Below are 15,470 nucleotides of genomic sequence, written 5' to 3' on the forward strand. Positions count from 1 at the left end.
CGCGATCAGCCCCCGTGGTGTCAGCCATGCGCGGCCACGGCCGGCTGGAATTTCTCGAGGCAGTAGCCCAGCCCGCGCACCGTGGCGATGCGGATGCCGCCAACCTCGATCTTCTTGCGCAGGCGGTGCACATACACCTCGATCGCGTTATTGCTGACTTCCTCGCCCCATTCGCACAGGTGATCGACGAGCTGCTCCTTCGATACGAGCCGCCCGCTGCGCGTGAGCAGGATTTCGAGCAGACCGACCTCTCGCGCGGAGAGATCCAGCATCTGTTCATTGAGATAGGCGATGCGGCCGACCTGATCGAACGCGAGCGGCCCGTGGCGCATCAGCGTGGCGCCACCGCCTGCGCCACGGCGCACCAGCGCGCGCACCCGGGCCTCGAGTTCGGACAGCGCGAACGGCTTGGCCATGTAGTCGTCGGCGCCGAGGTCCAGCCCCTTCACGCGTTCGTCGACGCTGTCGGCCGCAGTCAGAATCAGCACGGGCACCATGGCGCTGCGCGCGCGCAGCCGCTTGAGCACCTCGAGCCCGGACATGCGGGGCAGGCCGAGATCGAGGATCAGCAGGTCGAACGACTGCGTGGAAAGGGCCGAATCGGCTTCCACGCCATTCGCAACGTGATCGACGGCATAGCCGGACTGGCGCAACGAGCGCGTCAGCCCGTCTGCCAGCACATCGTCATCTTCGGCGATAAGAATCCGCATGATTGTCTCCACCTCGTGGCCGGCCACAGCCGGCCGCCGGCCGCGGTGCCGGTGGGGCTTGCCAAGCATACTGTTTTTTTATACAGTACCCGACATTCCGGGCGAGCTACCATGAAAGGTGATCGCACCATGCCGGGTTGGGCGTCGTGGCCTGGAAATTCCATCCCGAAAAAGGGCTTTGGGTTCCGGGCGCCGCGCCGTATGCGGCCTATTTATACACCATTGATTGAAGGACGACCATGGACGACAAGAAGGCCGGCGCCGGCGTGAGCGCTGAGAAGCAGAAGGCGCTTGCCGCCGCGCTCTCCCAGATTGAGAAGCAGTTCGGCAAGGGCTCGATCATGCGCCTGGGCGATGGCGAAATCGAACAGGACATCCAGGTAGTGTCCACCGGCTCGCTGGGGCTGGACATCGCGCTGGGCGTGGGTGGCCTGCCGCGCGGCCGCGTGGTCGAGATCTACGGTCCGGAATCGTCCGGCAAGACCACGCTGACGCTGCAGGTGGTGGCCGAGATGCAGAAGCTGGGCGGCACCTGCGCGTTCATCGACGCCGAGCACGCCCTGGACGTCCAATATGCCGGCAAGCTTGGCGTGGACGTCGGCAACCTGCTGATCTCCCAGCCCGATACCGGCGAGCAGGCCCTGGAAATCACCGACGCGCTGGTGCGCTCGGGCTCGATCGACCTGATCGTGATCGACTCGGTGGCCGCTCTGGTGCCGAAGGCGGAAATCGAGGGCGAGATGGGCGATTCGCTGCCCGGCCTGCAGGCTCGTCTGATGAGCCAGGCGCTGCGCAAGCTGACCGGCACGATCAAGCGCACGAACTGCCTGGTGATCTTCATCAACCAGATCCGTATGAAGATCGGTGTGATGTTTGGTTCGCCTGAAACCACCACCGGCGGTAACGCGCTGAAGTTCTACGCTTCGGTGCGCCTGGACATCCGCCGTATCGGCTCGATCAAGAAGGGCGACGAAGTCGTCGGCAACGAGACCAAGGTCAAGGTGGTCAAGAACAAGGTGTCACCTCCGTTCCGCGAGGCGTTCTTCGACATCCTCTATGGCCAGGGTATCTCGCGCCAGGGTGAAATCATTGACCTGGGCGTGGACGCCAAGATCGTTGAGAAGGCCGGTGCCTGGTACAGCTACAACGGCGAAAAGATCGGCCAGGGCAAGGACAACGCACGCGAGTACCTGCGCGAGAACCCGGACATCGCCGACGAGATCGAGAACAAGGTGCGTCTGGCGCTGGGCGTGGCGCCGCTGAATACCGTGGCGGGCGCGCCGGCAGAGGTCGAAGGCTGACCCTGACGTCGCTGTCTGACGAAAGCCGTCGCATACTTGTGCGGCGGCTTTTTTGTTTTCACCCCGATTTTCCCGTATCCCGCAGCGCCGACTGCCGGCTTCCTCGTTATCAGCCGAATATCAGCCGAATGCCCCGTCCCCCCCTCTCCCTGAAAGCCCGTGCCGTCGGCTACCTTTCCCGTCGGGAGCACAGCCGGGCCGAACTCGCGCGCAAGCTGGCGCCTCATGCCGAATCGGCAGAGGAGGTGGAGGCTCTGCTCGATGTGCTCGAACGCGACAACTGGCTGTCCAATGAGCGGTTCGTCGATAGCCTCGTTCACCGCCGGGCCAGTCGCTACGGCGCGGCGCGTGTATTGCAGGAAGCCAAGACGCACCAACTCGGCAATGAGCAGCTACGAGATCTGCAGGACCGCCTGCGCGATTCCGAGCTGGATCGCGCACGCGAGGTTTGGCGCAAGCGTTTCGGTGCTCCGCCGGACTCGCCGGAGGCCCACGCCAAGCAAGTCCGGTTCATGATGGCGCGCGGATTTTCCCGATCGGTTGTGGGCAAGATCATCCGCGGGGCCGAGGACGAAGGCCTGGACGACTTGGGGAAATGACGGGCTATGCGGGCAGCCGCATACCTGTGTACGCATGAGGGGTATTCGTGTGAAGTCGGCGTAGTCGTCGTACCACTGATGCATCGCAGCGAGGCGTCACGTGGACGCCGGCCAGCCGTTGCGCAGGCTGGGTTTGCCGGGATCGTCGCTGCAACAATTGCGTGCGGACAGTTCGTTGCGCAGGATGTATCCGGTCAAACCAGCGCGGCATGTTAAACTCCACGAGTTCAGCGGCCCAAATGGCCGTCCATGGTGGTCTTACCCATGGACCAAGCCATTTGCCGTGATGAATTGCCCCCGATCCGCCACTTTCAGCCTGCCGCGTCAGCCCCTGGTGTCATGCCGCTTTCCCCGCCAGCCAATCGAGTCCTGCGTCACCGTCGTGCCATCACGGCCGAGGCCTATTTGCGGGACGATGGCCTATGGGACATCGAAGCGCGCCTGACTGACACCAAGCCCCGCGACATCGAACTGGCGGGCGGCCGGATTCGCCCTGAAGGCCAGCCGCTGCACGATCTGTGGCTGCGCGTCACGATTGATCTGCGCATGAACGTCGTCGATGCGGAGGCATGCTCTGATTGGGTGCCTTATCCGACGCATTGCGACCTCATCGGCCCTGCCTACCGCAAGCTGATCGGTCTGAACCTGTCGAAGGGGTTCCGCAAGGCAGTTCGTGAGCGCCTGGGCAGCGTTGCCGGTTGCACCCATCTGACCGAACTGGCCGGCGTGCTGCCGACTGCGGCCATTCAAGCCTTCGCGGGCGATGTGTTCAATATCCGCGATGGCGCGCAAGACATCGATCCCGAACCCCCCATGCAGCTCCATGGATGCCACGCGCTCCATTTCGAGGGCGAGGTGGTTCGTCAGTTTTACCCGCGCTGGTATGGTCACCAGCCGAAACCGAAAGCCGGCGCTGCGGCGTCGTCCCCCCAGACCGCGTCACGCGCCGATGCCCCCGCATCAGGTGGCGAAGACACCCTGGCCCACCGGCCCAACGGTACGTCAGGCTGACTGTCACGGTCGGCCCCAGGAAAAGGCGAGAGCCCTTCGTCTCCTATCATTTTTCCCATCCCTTTACGCCTACCCGAAAGGAAACACGCATGAATATCCATGAGTATCAAGGCAAGGAAATCCTGCGCAAATACAATGTGCCGGTTCCGCGCGGCATCCCTGCTTTCTCGGTTGAAGAAGCCCTGAAGGCGGCTGAACAGCTCGGCGGCCCGGTGTGGGTCGTCAAGGCGCAGATCCACGCAGGCGGCCGCGGCAAGGGCGGCGGCGTGAAGGTGGCCAAGAGCATCGACGAGGTCAAGACCTACGCCACCAACATTCTCGGCATGACGCTGGTGACGCACCAGACCGGCCCGGAAGGCAAGAAGGTCAATCGCCTGCTGATCGAAGAAGGCGCCGACATCAAGAAGGAACTGTACGTTTCGCTGGTGGTGGACCGCGTGTCGCAGAAGGTGGCCCTGATGGCATCGAGCGAAGGCGGTATGGACATCGAGGAAGTCGCTGCCCACACCCCGGAAAAGATCCACACGCTGATCATCGAGCCGTCGGAAGGCCTGAAGGATTCGGACGCTGACGACATCGCCCGCAAGATCGGCGTGCCCGACGCCAGCGTTCCCCAGGCTCGCCAGGCCCTGCAAGGCCTGTACAAGGCATTCTGGGACACCGACGCCTCGCTGGCCGAAATCAACCCGCTGATCCTGACCGGCGACGGCAAGGTCGTTGCCCTGGACGCCAAGTTCAACTTCGACTCGAACGCGCTGTTCCGTCACCCGGAAATCGTCGCGTACCGTGACCTGGACGAAGAAGACGCCAACGAAATCGAGGCCTCGAAGTTCGATCTGGCCTACATCTCGCTGGACGGCAACATCGGCTGCCTGGTGAACGGCGCTGGCCTGGCCATGGCCACGATGGACACCATCAAGCTGTTCGGTGGCGAGCCGGCCAACTTCCTCGACGTGGGTGGCGGCGCCACCACCGAGAAGGTGACCGAAGCCTTCAAGCTGATGCTGAAGAACCCGAACGTGCAGGCCATCCTGGTCAACATCTTCGGCGGCATCATGCGTTGCGACGTGATCGCCGAAGGCGTGATCACCGCTTCGAAGGCCGTGCAGCTTGGCGTGCCGCTGGTCGTCCGCATGAAGGGCACGAACGAAGAGCTGGGCCGCAAGATGCTGGCCGATTCCGGTCTGCCGATCATCTCGGCCGACACGATGGAAGAAGCCGCCCAGAAGGTCGTGGCCGCCGTCGCTGGCAAGTAAGGACAACTTTCGTTGCCGCCTGGCCGCAGCCGGGCGGGGCGACTAAAAGGACTAGCAAATGAGCATTCTGATCAACAAGGACACCAAGGTCATCACCCAGGGCATCACCGGCAAGACGGGCCAGTTCCACACCCGCGGCTGCCGTGACTATGCCAATGGCAAGAACTGCTTCGTGGCAGGCGTGAACCCGAAGAAGGCCGGTGAAGATTTCGAAGGCATTCCCATCTACGCAAGCGTCAAGGATGCCAAGGAACAAACCGGCGCGACCGTGTCGGTGATCTACGTGCCGCCGGCAGGCGCCGCAGCCGCCATCTGGGAAGCCGTTGACGCCGATCTGGACCTGGTGGTCTGCATCACCGAAGGCATCCCCGTCCGCGACATGATGGAAGTCAAGGACAAGATGCGTCGCCAGAACAAGAAGACGCTGCTGCTCGGACCGAACTGCCCGGGCCTGATCACGCCGGACGAGATCAAGATCGGCATCATGCCGGGTCACATCCACCGCAAGGGCCGCATCGGCGTGGTGTCGCGCTCGGGCACGCTGACGTATGAAGCCGTGGGCCAACTGACCGCGCTGGGCCTGGGCCAGTCGTCGGCCGTCGGTATCGGTGGCGACCCGATCAACGGTCTGAAGCACATCGACGTGATGAAGATGTTCAACGACGATCCGGAAACGGACGCCGTGGTCATGATCGGTGAGATCGGTGGTCCGGACGAAGCCAACGCGGCTTACTGGATCAAGGAAAACATGAAGAAGCCGGTGGTTGGCTTCATCGCTGGCGTGACCGCGCCTCCGGGCAAGCGCATGGGCCACGCCGGCGCGCTGATCTCGGGCGGTGCCGACACCGCCCAGGCCAAGCTGGAAATCATGGAAGCCTGCGGTATCAAGGTCACCAAGAACCCGTCGGAAATGGGCCGCCTGCTGAAGGCAATGCTGTAAGGCATTCCCACCGATGTCGCTTGTGTGTGCTCTTAATAGCACGTGCAACGCGATTGCCGTACCTGCGGCGTATGCCGGCTCCTGCCGGAGCGCTTCGCCGCATTCGTTGCCCCCGCCTCAGAAGCGGGGGCAATGTCATTCTGGCGACGCAAAATCCTAGGGTATATCCCGAGGCTGTTGCAGCGCGGATTGAAACCGAATCGAAAGGTTCGTACGATAAATCTCCATGTCTGGTAACTCAGACATCCAAAAGTCCGCAGTGGGAGCCCCTGCGGACCTGGAATAACTTAGAAATCGAGGAAGGAGTCTTGCCGTGGAATTGTTGTCCAGCAGCGCATTCTGGATTGCGCTGGGATCGATCATCCTGACCAACATCGTCCTGTCGGGCGACAACGCAGTCGTGATCGCGCTCGCATCCCGCAATCTGCCCCCTGCCCAGCAAAAGAAGGCCATTTTCTGGGGTAGTGCCGCCGCCATCATCATGCGGGTGGTTCTGACCGTGGCCGCAGTCAAGCTGCTGAGCCTGCCGTATCTGAAGATCGTGGGTGCCTTGCTGCTGGTCTATATCGGCGTGCAACTGCTGACCGGCGACGACGATGAAGATGGCCATGACGCCAAGGACAATATCTGGGCTGCCATCCGCACCATCCTGATCGCCGACCTGGTGATGTCGCTGGACAACGTGGTGGCCGTGGCCGCAGCCGCGCAGAAGGGTCCCGAAGGCAGCCAGCTGATGCTGCTGGTGCTGGGTCTGGGCCTGTCGATTCCGCTGATCGTCTTCGGCAGCACGATCCTGCTCAAGGTGATGGAGCGCTTCCCGATCATCATCGTGCTGGGCGCCGCGCTGCTGGGCTATCTGGCTGGCGAAATGCTCGTTAGCGACCCGGTGGATGCCGAGTGGTTCCAGGTACACGTGCCGCATGCGCATCTGGTGTTCGGCGTCGTGGGCGCGGTGCTGGTTGTCATGCTCGGCAAGTTGCTGCGTCGCCGTTCCGCACAGACGGCCTGATCGCAAGTCATATCGCGAGCCTGAAACGGGCGACCCTCACGGGGTCGCCCGTTTTGTTTTGCAGGGAGCGAATTGCCTCCAGCAGGCCTGTCTCGCGCTTTTGCCTGTGAAAGAGCGGTTGGAGCGGTTGGAGCGGTCGGGCCGGTTGGACAAGGGGCGACGCAGGCGTACCCAGTGGTTTCGACGCAACACCCGTCTTGCAGCATCCACACCACACACTCCTGTGGTTTTCCAAACAATTCCCACAGCGCTGTCAGATTTGTCCGAGGTCATTGGGACCTCGCGGTTTCGCTCGCGATCATGGCCCCGTGCGCATCGCGGATTGCGGGCGCACCCGCACTTTTCCAATCGCACAACACTAATGAAAGGGGTCAACATGACGCGTCAAACCAAAGTCGTTTTCCTGCGCGGACAACGTCGCGCATTGGAGCGAAAGAATCGTCGAGGCTTCACGCTGATTGAGCTGATGATCGTTGTCGCGATCATCGGCATTCTTGCCGGCATCGCCATCCCGCAGTACCAGGACTACATCGCGCGGTCCCAGTTTGCCGAAGGCATGAGCCTGGCCTCCGGGCAGAAAGCCGGCGTGATCGATTCGTTCGCGGCGGCTGGTACCTGCCCAAACAATGCGAGCGCGGCGGTCGGCGGCGTGCCCGTGGCCTCGGCGATCAAGGGGAGCTATGTGCAGAGCGTCACAACGGGTGGCACGGCCTCCGATGCTGGCGGCTGCACGATCATCGCCAAGTTCAAGGACGAAGGCATTACCAGGGGCCTGCTCGGCAAGCAGGTGACGTTGACCATGGGTAATGCAGACGGCGGGTCGGTGACCTGGCAGTGCGAGTCTTCGGCGGACAAGCGATACGTGCCGCAGGCCTGCGCGAAAGCGAGCCAGTCTGGCAAGACGACTACGACGACCACGACGACGGGCTGAGGTAACTAGCATTGCTTCGCGCGCTGGGCTGCCGATGGCATGGATCGGAGGCATCTGATCCGCGTATCGGCAAGGGCTGGGGCATCGCGCGATTGTGCATTTTCGTCGCACATACCTGCGATTGCGACGTTCCTCCGCCACTTGTGCAACGTCAATTTCTACGCAACCGACTCCTTGGAAGATGCCTCGGGCCGGGCGGCACTCAAGCCGTCCTGGCCAGATGCCAACAACAACTTCCTAGGGGGTCATATGCAATACCGGGTCTCATGCCAACGCTCGCAAGCGCGTTCACTGCGCCAGGCAGGCTTCACACTGATCGAACTGATGATCGTCGTCGCGATCGTCGGCATTCTTGCGGTGATCGCGGTTCCGCAGTATCAGGACTACGTGGCCAGGGCGCAGTTTGCCGAGGGCCTCACGCTAGCTTCGGCGCAGAAGACGGCGGTCGTCGAATCGTTTTCGCAGCGTGGTACCTGCCCGAGCAATTCTTATGGGGAATACGACGGTATTCCCGTGTCTGGGAACATATCCGGCTCATATGTTCAGTCTGTAACTGTAGGCGGATCTGCGGCGAGCGGGGGTGGTTGCACGATTACGGCAACCTTCCGGACTAAGGACGTCTCGCAGGGGCTCAACGGAAAAACGCTGACACTGACGATGCTTGGCGCCAATACCGGCTCCATCGCGTGGACCTGTACGTCCAATGCCGAGGCTAGATACATTCCTCGATCCTGTACGAATAGTCCCGAGGCGGTCTAGGGCGACCGCCTGGGACGAACGTAGTGTTGGCCTGTAGTACGCGAGCGCTTGGCCCATCCGCTGGGCCGAAGAACACCTTGGTGCAGGCGCCTGGTCCCACCGCTGCGCGGGAGCTCATACCTCCAAGTCATCGCCGATCTACGTCACCGATCTTTCGGCACCCCCACTGTGCCGCGCTATCATGTCGCCTTTGCCCCTGATTGCGCGCGAATGCCGGCACCTCGAGCTACGCTTCCCGCGACGGCGATCGTCGTCGCATTTACCTTGCCCCTGCTGGTTTCGAAGCACACGCTGCCGCTTGCCACGTTCTATGGCGAGTGGACGGCCGGATTGCTTGGCGTATTCCTGGTCATCGCCCTGGCGCTGAGGTCAAACCAGTCGGGCTCGCGAGCGTCCGGAGCGTTCCCGTGGATCGTGCTGTTGCCGATCTGGTTGATCGTCACGACCGTCGCGCAAGCCGCCATGGGTATGGTCGATGTCACCGGCAGCCGTCAGCTCACGCAAATCGTGCTGGCGCTGGGCGCGGCGCTGATGTTGGCCGCATGGCGTGCCAGCCAGTCGATGTCGACCGACGAGCGCGCGAGTATTGTCGATTCGCTCGCGATCGCCTTCATGATTGCGGGGCTCCTCGGCACGCTGGCGCAATGGGTGCAGGTCTTCCATCTGGAAGATCAGGCATTCAATCTCGTATCTGAATACTTCTACGACAACAACCGCCGCCTCTGGGGCAATCTGAACCAGCCGAATCATCAGGCCACGATTCAGGGCCTGGCGCTGGTGGCTTCGGTGTGGCTCGCCACGCGTGGGTGGCTGCGGTTTCCGGGCTGGCTCGTCGCGGTGCTGCTGCTGGAAAGCGGCATCGTGTTGAGCGGGTCGCGCACGGGCGTGCTGCATATCGGATTGGCCGCGCTGTACGCGCTGATCGCCGCGCATCTGGCACGGGGCACGCCTCGTGGCACGGATCCGATGCATCGCGCGCCGGGGCTGATTGTCGCCGCAGTGCTGATGGTCGTCGGCATCGTGGTGCTCCAGCCAGCCATCAAGCACGCTGGTCAGTTGTTCGACTGGCGGCTGTTTGACACCGTCGCGCAACTCCAGTCCGGCGATCAGGTTTCCGGCCGCGGCGCCTTGTGGGCACATGCCTGGGCGATGTTCCGCACGCATCCACTGCTCGGGGTTGGCTATGGCGAGTTTGGCTGGGCCCAGTTCCAGCAGATGGCCGAGGTTGGCAAAACGGCCGAGATGTCGCTCCATGCGCATAACGCAGTACTCGATCTGCTGGCAAAGACAGGTCTGGTCGGCACCGTCGGCGTGGCGCTGGTGCTGGTAGGGTGGCTCTGGCGCGTGGTGCGCGATCGGATCTGGACAGCGTCGTCGGGCGAGCGCGCCATGGCCGTGCCGATGCTGTTCTGGCTTGCGATGTATGGGGCGCACTCGATGCTCGAGTATCCGCTGCACTACCTGTACTTCTTCCTGCCGTTCTGTTTCCTGCTGGCGTGGCTCGAACCATCCGGCTTTGGCAAGCGCTTGCCGCGTGCCGTTCCGGCGATGGCGTGCGTGGTGTTCATTGTCGTGTCCGCCTTTCTGCTTGTGACGCTCTGGCAGGACTACAAGCGTGTCGAGGCACGCGAGTACGCGCATGAAGAGAAGCGGGATAGCCTGCCGATGCCCAAGCTCTGGTTCCGCCAGCACGCGGCTTCGGACAGCGTCGAGCACGCCAGGATCACGCCGGACAATGCTGCCAGCCTGCTGCCGGCGCACATGGCCGCATTGCATCTGCTGCCAACGCCGAACCTCATCGGGCGCACGGCCTGGTTGCTCGCGTTGACTGGCGATCAAGCGAAAGCACGCCAGTGGGTAGAGCGCTTGCAGTACTACTTTCAGGGCGACGAGGCGACGGTTTTCGAGATGCTCTCACGCGACTGCGACGCGTTAGGCGCCGACCGCAGGCCGCGCGAGTTCTGCGCCTGGGCGCGTCTGCGCGCCCGGCGCGGTTGAGGCACGTTCGCGCCGGCAGTATTCAGCGAACGTAGCCAGGCGGCGGAGGCGGCGGATAGTAAGGCTGGTAGTTGGCCGGAGGCATCGACTCGTGCGCGGGCCCGGGCGGCGGTGCGGACACCATCTGCCCGTACACCGGTACGCGATTGCCGGTTGCGTACATGCACTGGACGTATGCGGCGTCGTACTGGCGCTGCGTGCCGTAGGCGGAGTTATAGGCGGCACCAGTGCCAACGGCCGCGCCCGTCAACATGCCGGCGCCCGCACCCACGGCTGCGCCGCTGCCGCCACCGAATGCCGCGCCGGCCGCGGCGCCGAGCGCAGTCCCGACCACCGTGCTACCCACAGCTGCTGCGTTGGCGTTTTGCTGGGCGGTGGTTCCGCCGATCTGTTGGAAGGCGAATTGGCGGCAGTTGTAGTCGTCACCGCGGAACTGGTCGAACGTCTTGTTGGAGCCTGGCAACGCCATCACCGTAGGCCCGGATGGCATCACCGCGCAGGCTCCCAGGCCCAGCGAGGCTGTCGCGGCCAGGGTCAGCAAGCTCAGGGTACGCAAATTCATGAAGACACTCCGGGGTTAGAGGGATTTGAAGACGACGGCTGCTGTGGCGGCACGCGTTGCCATCCTCCAGGGCAATCCTTGACGTAGGGGTAATAGCCCTCCGGCCGGCTGCAGTGGTACCACCACGCATTGGCGTCGCCGGGCGCGCCGTGGTTGCTCACGTTGCCCTGTTCGACGTATTGCGGAGGCTCGGAAGGGGCGACCGCTGCGGCGGGCGGATAGTAAGGCGGGTAGTAGCCGGGATAGTAGTAAGGACCATAGGGCGCATACCAGCCGGGGCCCCAGCCCCATCCGGGACCCCAGCCCCAGCCCCAACCCGGTCCGACGACGACGCCGACACCAACATGCGCGTGTCCGCCTCCGCCACCGTGTCCACCGCCGTGAGCCTGCGAGGACGTGCTGACGATTGCCAATGCCGCCGCTGCCACCAGCGCTATCTGGCAAAGCTTGCGCCCGTTCATGATGTACCCCCTGCCTGGCCTATCTTGCTGTTAACGCGTCTTGTCCTGATCCCGCGTACCGAGGCCGGCGGAGCGCGTCAATCCAATTACATTGAATAGCAATTTGCCTCAGGCAGGGGTAGCCTGGATCATTCCGAAATGTGGCGTTACCTTTATTACGGGCGGGATATGCGGTGACAGATACGCGGCGGTCCGGTGTCGTGAATCACGATACGTCCACGGTACGTCATGGGTGACATTGACTGGCTGGGTTCATCCCACGCTGTCACGGGTGCCGGCTGATGAGCACAAGAAAAAGCCAGGGACGTTGCCCTGGCCTGGTATTCCGGCGCCCATCTCGCCACCCGTGAAGACGCCTTTCAGGCGCCGTCGGTGAATGTGTCTCGCTTGTCAATGGTGCTCGCGCCATCGCTGAACACGTCACGTTTGCCAAGCACACTTGCCCCATCGGTATAGACGTCGAAGCGGGTGGCCTTGGCGCCATCGGTGTACGGATCTGGCGTCCTCGCGCCATCCAGGTACATATCTCTCGGACCATTACCGGCGTGGGCCATGCCGGCGCTTAGCGCGGCACAAGCGGCCGCTAGCATAAAGAATGTCTTCACTTTTCCACCTCCCCTCAGGTGGCTGTTGTCCCCGGCGTAAAAACGTTCGTTCCAATATAGGCGCGACGGTAGCGGTGGTCGAATGCAGTTACGACATTAATGTCATATGCGATATTTCAGTGCGGCATAAGCGGCGTCGGTGATCGGGAAGGCAAAGCCCGGCTATGCAGCGGTGTCGTTATGCGGTGCCCGCCACCCAGTCGCCCGACTTGCCGCCATGCTTTTCCAGCAGCTTCACATTCCCCATCACCATCCCCCGGTCCACCGCCTTGCACATGTCGTAGATGGTCAGCAGGGCGACCTGCACGCCGGTCAGCGCTTCCATCTCCACGCCGGTCTGGCCGTGGGTCTCGGTGCGGACGATGCAGGCGATTGTCGAACTCGGTTCGTCGAGTGCGAAGTCGACCGCCACCTTGGTCAGGCCAATTGGATGGCAGAGCGGGATCAGGTCGGCGGTTCGCTTGGTGGCCATGATCGCCGCCACGCGGGCGATGCCGAGCACGTCGCCTTTCTTGGCGTTGCCGTCGCGCACCAGCGCGAAGGTCGCGGGCAGCATCGTGATCGTGCCGGTTGCCACGGCGACGCGATGGGTGTTGGCCTTGTTGCCGACGTCGACCATATGGGCTTGTCCGGCGTTGTCGAAATGTGTGAGCTGGCTCATGGCGAAACAGGAGGAAATGTGTGCTGGGGCTTGCCCGATGGGAACGTCAATCGCAGGCCGCTATCATAGCAACATGCCCAAGACCCTCCGGCCTTTCCGCCTGCCAGCCCGGCTGAGTGCTCACCCACTCGCAGCCGCAGCGCCAGCCTCGCGCGCATCACATATGACGCGTGCGCTTGCCGCCGCGCTGGTGCTGACAATGGCTGCTCCGGCGTGGCCTCAGGGCGTGCAGGGGACGTCCGCAAAGCCGCCGGGCACGACGAGCAGCGCCCCGGCCGCGCCCCCCCCTCCAAGCGACGCCAGCGATCAGGTCTACGACAACCTTAACCGGAGCGTGCGGGCCGGCCAGAAATCCGAATTCGGGCTGCGCAGCGCCAACACGGTGGTGGAGAGTTCAGGCAATCAGTTGCCCGATCTTGGTGATCCGTCGACGGCCTCGCTGTCGCCGGACATGGAGAAGCGCCTCGGCGACCGGATCATGCGCGACATCCGCCGGGATCCCGACTATGTCTCCGACCCGCTAATGAACGACTACCTGAATGCGCTTGGTTACAGGCTCGTCCAGGCGGCCCGTCGGCAAAACATCTCGGGCTCGAACGGTTCGGGCACCTTTGCCACCGGTTTCGAGCTGTTTGGCGTGCGGGATCGCTCGATCAATGCCTTTGCCATGCCGGGTGGCTACATCGGCGTGCATACCGGGCTGCTGGTGCAGTCGGAGACCGAATCCGAACTGGCGTCGGTGCTGGGACACGAAATCGGCCACGTGATGCAACGGCACATCGCGCGCGGCATCACCAATCAGAACCAGTCGATGTGGATCGCGCTGGCCTCGATGGTGCTGGCCGGCCTGGCCGCCACCAAGAGCGGCGATGCCGCGGCGGCGCTGGCGATGGGCGGGCAGGGCGCGGCCGTCGCGAACCAGCTTTCGTTTTCTCGCGGCGCCGAGCGCGAGGCCGACCGCGTCGGCTTCCAGATCATGACGGCGGCGGGATTCGATCCCCAGGGGATGCCCGATTTCTTCCAGCGCCTGCAACGCGTGATGGGCATCTCGGACAATTCCGTCCCGGCCTATGTGCGTACCCACCCGCTGACGTCCGAGCGTATCGCCGACATGCAGGACCGCGTAAGTCACGTGCCGCCGCACAAGGTACCGAACACGCCCGAGTACGAGTTCGCGCGCGCGCGGGCACGCGTGATCCAGGAGCCCACACCGAACGATGTGCGCAACGTGCTGGCCGTCTTCCAGGCCCAGGTGAACAGCAACACGTCGGCGGTGCGACTGCCGGCGGTCTACTACGGCATCGCCTTCGCCAATCAGCGGCTGGGCCGTTTTGCCGATGCCGAGAAGGCGCTTGCGGAGGCGCGTCGCCTCTACGGCAATATCCCGGGTGCGACGTCGGGCAGTCCGATGCTGGATGTGATGGCGGTGGAGCTGGCGCGTGCCGAGGGGAGGACGCAGGATGCGCTGACGCAGGCGTTGGCCACGATGCGCGCGTTTCCGCTGTCTCATGCGGCGGCGCTGGCCTATGCGGACACGCTTGTCGCAGCGAACAAGCTAGACGACGCCGTAACGTTCCTGCGGTCCCGCACGCGCGAGGAAACCAGCCGATCCGAATGGTGGGAACTGCTCGCGCGCGCCTACGCGGCGCAAGGCAAGCGCCTGCAGCAGCATCAGGCGATGGCCGAGAAGTATGCGATGGATGGCTCGTACCAGGCCGCTATCGAACAACTCCAGATCGCGCGCAAGGCTGGTGATGGCGACTTCTACACGCTGTCCGAAGTCGATGCGCGTCTGCATCAGCTCCAGCTTCAGTTCAAGGAAGAGAAGCAGGACAACAAGGGGATGCCGAACTGATCGGCCTGGGTGATTGGCCCAGGCGTGGGGAGAGGAGAAAAGCCTAGGAGCCGCTATCAAAATGAAGCGAAGCGGTTCTGGCTAGGGTGAAGCAGGGGTTTCGGCTCGTATGCGAGCCGCCTGCGGAACGGCATGTGCCTGCGAGCACATGCGCGCCCTGCAAGGGCGCGGCCGCAGACAGTACAAGTGGTACGGCAAGGCCGCGCAACGACGCCAGAATCATTTTGATAGCGGCTCTTACTCGGCTACCGGCGTTCGCACATAGCCATAGCGCTTGGGCAACTCCGCTTCCGTCACCGGTTCGATGTCGATGTCGACCCCGTCGTGATGGAACACCCCCAACGTGGCGCCGCACGCTTCGCCATGCCAGTCGCACGCCTCGCTGAATGCCTCGAGATCATGGTCGTGCAGCAGCGCGACCTGCACGGCATTGTCGACACCCTGCACTGTGCCCGCGAATACCACGTTGCCTTGCTCGTCGGTAAAGCAGGCGGTTGGCGTGAATGGACGGTCCGACGTCGTGGTCAGGCGGCCGTTGTGCAGCCTCGCCACCCACGGCGTGTACATCAGTGAGACGAACACGCGCTGCGGACCATTCTGGAAGTACCACGCGCCGCGTTCGTCGTGCGTGTAGTTGCGCTCGATGAAACCGATCAGCGCCTCGTGCCGGATCGGATCGCCCGAGAGTCCATGCTGCTGCGCGAACTCGTTGCGCATCCGCCATTGTCCGCGCCGGTCCAGTGCTAGCCAGCCGTAGCAGTACGGCACATTGGGCCAGCGCGCCATGGCCTGCTTGACCATCTCATCCATGT

The 15,470-nt window shown here is 63.3% G+C and carries 16 protein-coding genes; 10 read left to right on the top strand and 6 right to left on the bottom strand.

Going from position 1 to position 15,470, the window contains the following annotated elements; translation table 11 throughout:
- Positions 1-20: 20 nt before the first annotated feature.
- Positions 21-710 (bottom strand): response regulator, encoded by a 690-nt coding sequence (locus B2246_RS27970; RefSeq protein WP_008646497.1) that lies wholly within the window; start codon positions 708-710, stop codon positions 21-23.
- A gap of 239 nt (positions 711-949) precedes the next feature.
- Between B2246_RS27970 and recA the strand changes: the two genes are divergently transcribed.
- From recA to B2246_RS28015, 9 genes are all read left to right on the top strand, one after another.
- Positions 950-2,011, top strand: coding sequence for a recombinase RecA (gene recA, locus B2246_RS27975; protein WP_008646499.1), 1,062 nt, complete (start codon positions 950-952; stop codon positions 2,009-2,011).
- Positions 2,012-2,139: 128 nt separating this feature from the next.
- Positions 2,140-2,610, top strand: a complete 471-nt coding sequence (recX, locus tag B2246_RS27980) for a recombination regulator RecX (RefSeq protein ID WP_008646500.1) — start codon at positions 2,140-2,142, stop codon at positions 2,608-2,610.
- Between the two features lie 339 nt (positions 2,611-2,949).
- Positions 2,950-3,621 (top strand): DUF2889 domain-containing protein, encoded by a 672-nt coding sequence (locus tag B2246_RS27985; protein WP_008646501.1) that lies wholly within the window; start codon positions 2,950-2,952, stop codon positions 3,619-3,621.
- Between the two features lie 89 nt (positions 3,622-3,710).
- Positions 3,711-4,877, top strand: a complete 1,167-nt coding sequence (gene sucC, locus B2246_RS27990) for an ADP-forming succinate--CoA ligase subunit beta (protein ID WP_008646502.1) — start codon at positions 3,711-3,713, stop codon at positions 4,875-4,877.
- 58 nt (positions 4,878-4,935) lie between these two features.
- Complete coding sequence (sucD, locus tag B2246_RS27995; protein WP_008646503.1) at positions 4,936-5,817, top strand: succinate--CoA ligase subunit alpha; 882 nt, start codon at positions 4,936-4,938, stop codon at positions 5,815-5,817.
- Between the two features lie 313 nt (positions 5,818-6,130).
- The gene (locus B2246_RS28000; RefSeq protein ID WP_008646504.1) at positions 6,131-6,826 is read left to right on the top strand and encodes a TerC family protein; all 696 of its coding nucleotides are present in this window, start codon (positions 6,131-6,133) and stop codon (positions 6,824-6,826) included.
- Positions 6,827-7,202: 376 nt separating this feature from the next.
- The gene (locus B2246_RS28005) at positions 7,203-7,757 is read left to right on the top strand and encodes a pilin (protein WP_080709651.1); all 555 of its coding nucleotides are present in this window, start codon (positions 7,203-7,205) and stop codon (positions 7,755-7,757) included.
- Positions 7,758-7,931: 174 nt separating this feature from the next.
- Entirely contained in the window at positions 7,932-8,516 is a 585-nt protein-coding gene (locus B2246_RS28010) for a pilin (RefSeq protein WP_272938070.1), read from the top strand.
- A 210-nt stretch (positions 8,517-8,726) separates the two neighbouring features.
- Complete coding sequence (locus B2246_RS28015) at positions 8,727-10,514, top strand: PglL family O-oligosaccharyltransferase (RefSeq protein WP_040011071.1); 1,788 nt, start codon at positions 8,727-8,729, stop codon at positions 10,512-10,514.
- A gap of 22 nt (positions 10,515-10,536) precedes the next feature.
- Here the strand turns inward: B2246_RS28015 and B2246_RS28020 are convergent, their stop codons facing one another.
- From B2246_RS28020 to moaC, 4 genes are all read right to left on the bottom strand, one after another.
- A complete protein-coding gene (locus B2246_RS28020) occupies positions 10,537-11,076 on the bottom strand; it encodes a glycine zipper family protein (protein WP_035881400.1) in 540 nt (179 codons plus the stop codon).
- Positions 11,073-11,537, bottom strand: coding sequence for a hypothetical protein (locus tag B2246_RS28025; protein WP_080709653.1), 465 nt, complete (start codon positions 11,535-11,537; stop codon positions 11,073-11,075). Before B2246_RS28025 ends, B2246_RS28020 begins: the two co-directional genes overlap by 4 nt.
- Before the next feature lie 359 nt (positions 11,538-11,896).
- The gene (locus B2246_RS28030) at positions 11,897-12,061 is read right to left on the bottom strand and encodes a hypothetical protein (protein WP_008645046.1); all 165 of its coding nucleotides are present in this window, start codon (positions 12,059-12,061) and stop codon (positions 11,897-11,899) included.
- A 259-nt stretch (positions 12,062-12,320) separates the two neighbouring features.
- A complete protein-coding gene (moaC, locus tag B2246_RS28035; RefSeq protein WP_008645047.1) occupies positions 12,321-12,803 on the bottom strand; it encodes a cyclic pyranopterin monophosphate synthase MoaC in 483 nt (160 codons plus the stop codon).
- Positions 12,804-12,966: 163 nt separating this feature from the next.
- Between moaC and B2246_RS28040 the strand changes: the two genes are divergently transcribed.
- Complete coding sequence (locus tag B2246_RS28040) at positions 12,967-14,658, top strand: M48 family metalloprotease (protein WP_035881401.1); 1,692 nt, start codon at positions 12,967-12,969, stop codon at positions 14,656-14,658.
- A 237-nt stretch (positions 14,659-14,895) separates the two neighbouring features.
- Here B2246_RS28040 and B2246_RS28045 read toward each other — a convergent pair whose 3' ends face one another.
- On the bottom strand, positions 14,896-15,468 hold the full coding sequence (locus B2246_RS28045) for a DUF2946 family protein (RefSeq protein ID WP_008652638.1): 573 nt from the start codon (positions 15,466-15,468) through the stop codon (positions 14,896-14,898).
- Positions 15,469-15,470 lie beyond the last annotated feature (2 nt).

This window comes from Cupriavidus sp. UBA2010 (assembly GCF_002335265.1).
Lineage (GTDB): Bacteria > Pseudomonadota > Gammaproteobacteria > Burkholderiales > Burkholderiaceae > Cupriavidus > Cupriavidus metallidurans.

Coding starts and splice junctions, on each gene's coding strand:
- B2246_RS27970 (WP_008646497.1), bottom strand. CDS start 710: ATGCGGATTCTTATCGCCGAAGATGACGATGTGCTGGCAGACGGGCTG.
- recA (WP_008646499.1), top strand. CDS start 950: ATGGACGACAAGAAGGCCGGCGCCGGCGTGAGCGCTGAGAAGCAGAAG.
- recX (WP_008646500.1), top strand. CDS start 2,140: ATGCCCCGTCCCCCCCTCTCCCTGAAAGCCCGTGCCGTCGGCTACCTT.
- B2246_RS27985 (WP_008646501.1), top strand. CDS start 2,950: ATGCCGCTTTCCCCGCCAGCCAATCGAGTCCTGCGTCACCGTCGTGCC.
- sucC (WP_008646502.1), top strand. CDS start 3,711: ATGAATATCCATGAGTATCAAGGCAAGGAAATCCTGCGCAAATACAAT.
- sucD (WP_008646503.1), top strand. CDS start 4,936: ATGAGCATTCTGATCAACAAGGACACCAAGGTCATCACCCAGGGCATC.
- B2246_RS28005 (WP_080709651.1), top strand. CDS start 7,203: ATGACGCGTCAAACCAAAGTCGTTTTCCTGCGCGGACAACGTCGCGCA.
- B2246_RS28015 (WP_040011071.1), top strand. CDS start 8,727: ATGCCGGCACCTCGAGCTACGCTTCCCGCGACGGCGATCGTCGTCGCA.
- B2246_RS28020 (WP_035881400.1), bottom strand. CDS start 11,076: ATGAATTTGCGTACCCTGAGCTTGCTGACCCTGGCCGCGACAGCCTCG.
- B2246_RS28025 (WP_080709653.1), bottom strand. CDS start 11,537: ATGAACGGGCGCAAGCTTTGCCAGATAGCGCTGGTGGCAGCGGCGGCA.
- B2246_RS28030 (WP_008645046.1), bottom strand. CDS start 12,061: ATGTACCTGGATGGCGCGAGGACGCCAGATCCGTACACCGATGGCGCC.
- moaC (WP_008645047.1), bottom strand. CDS start 12,803: ATGAGCCAGCTCACACATTTCGACAACGCCGGACAAGCCCATATGGTC.
- B2246_RS28040 (WP_035881401.1), top strand. CDS start 12,967: ATGACGCGTGCGCTTGCCGCCGCGCTGGTGCTGACAATGGCTGCTCCG.
- B2246_RS28045 (WP_008652638.1), bottom strand. CDS start 15,468: ATGGATGAGATGGTCAAGCAGGCCATGGCGCGCTGGCCCAATGTGCCG.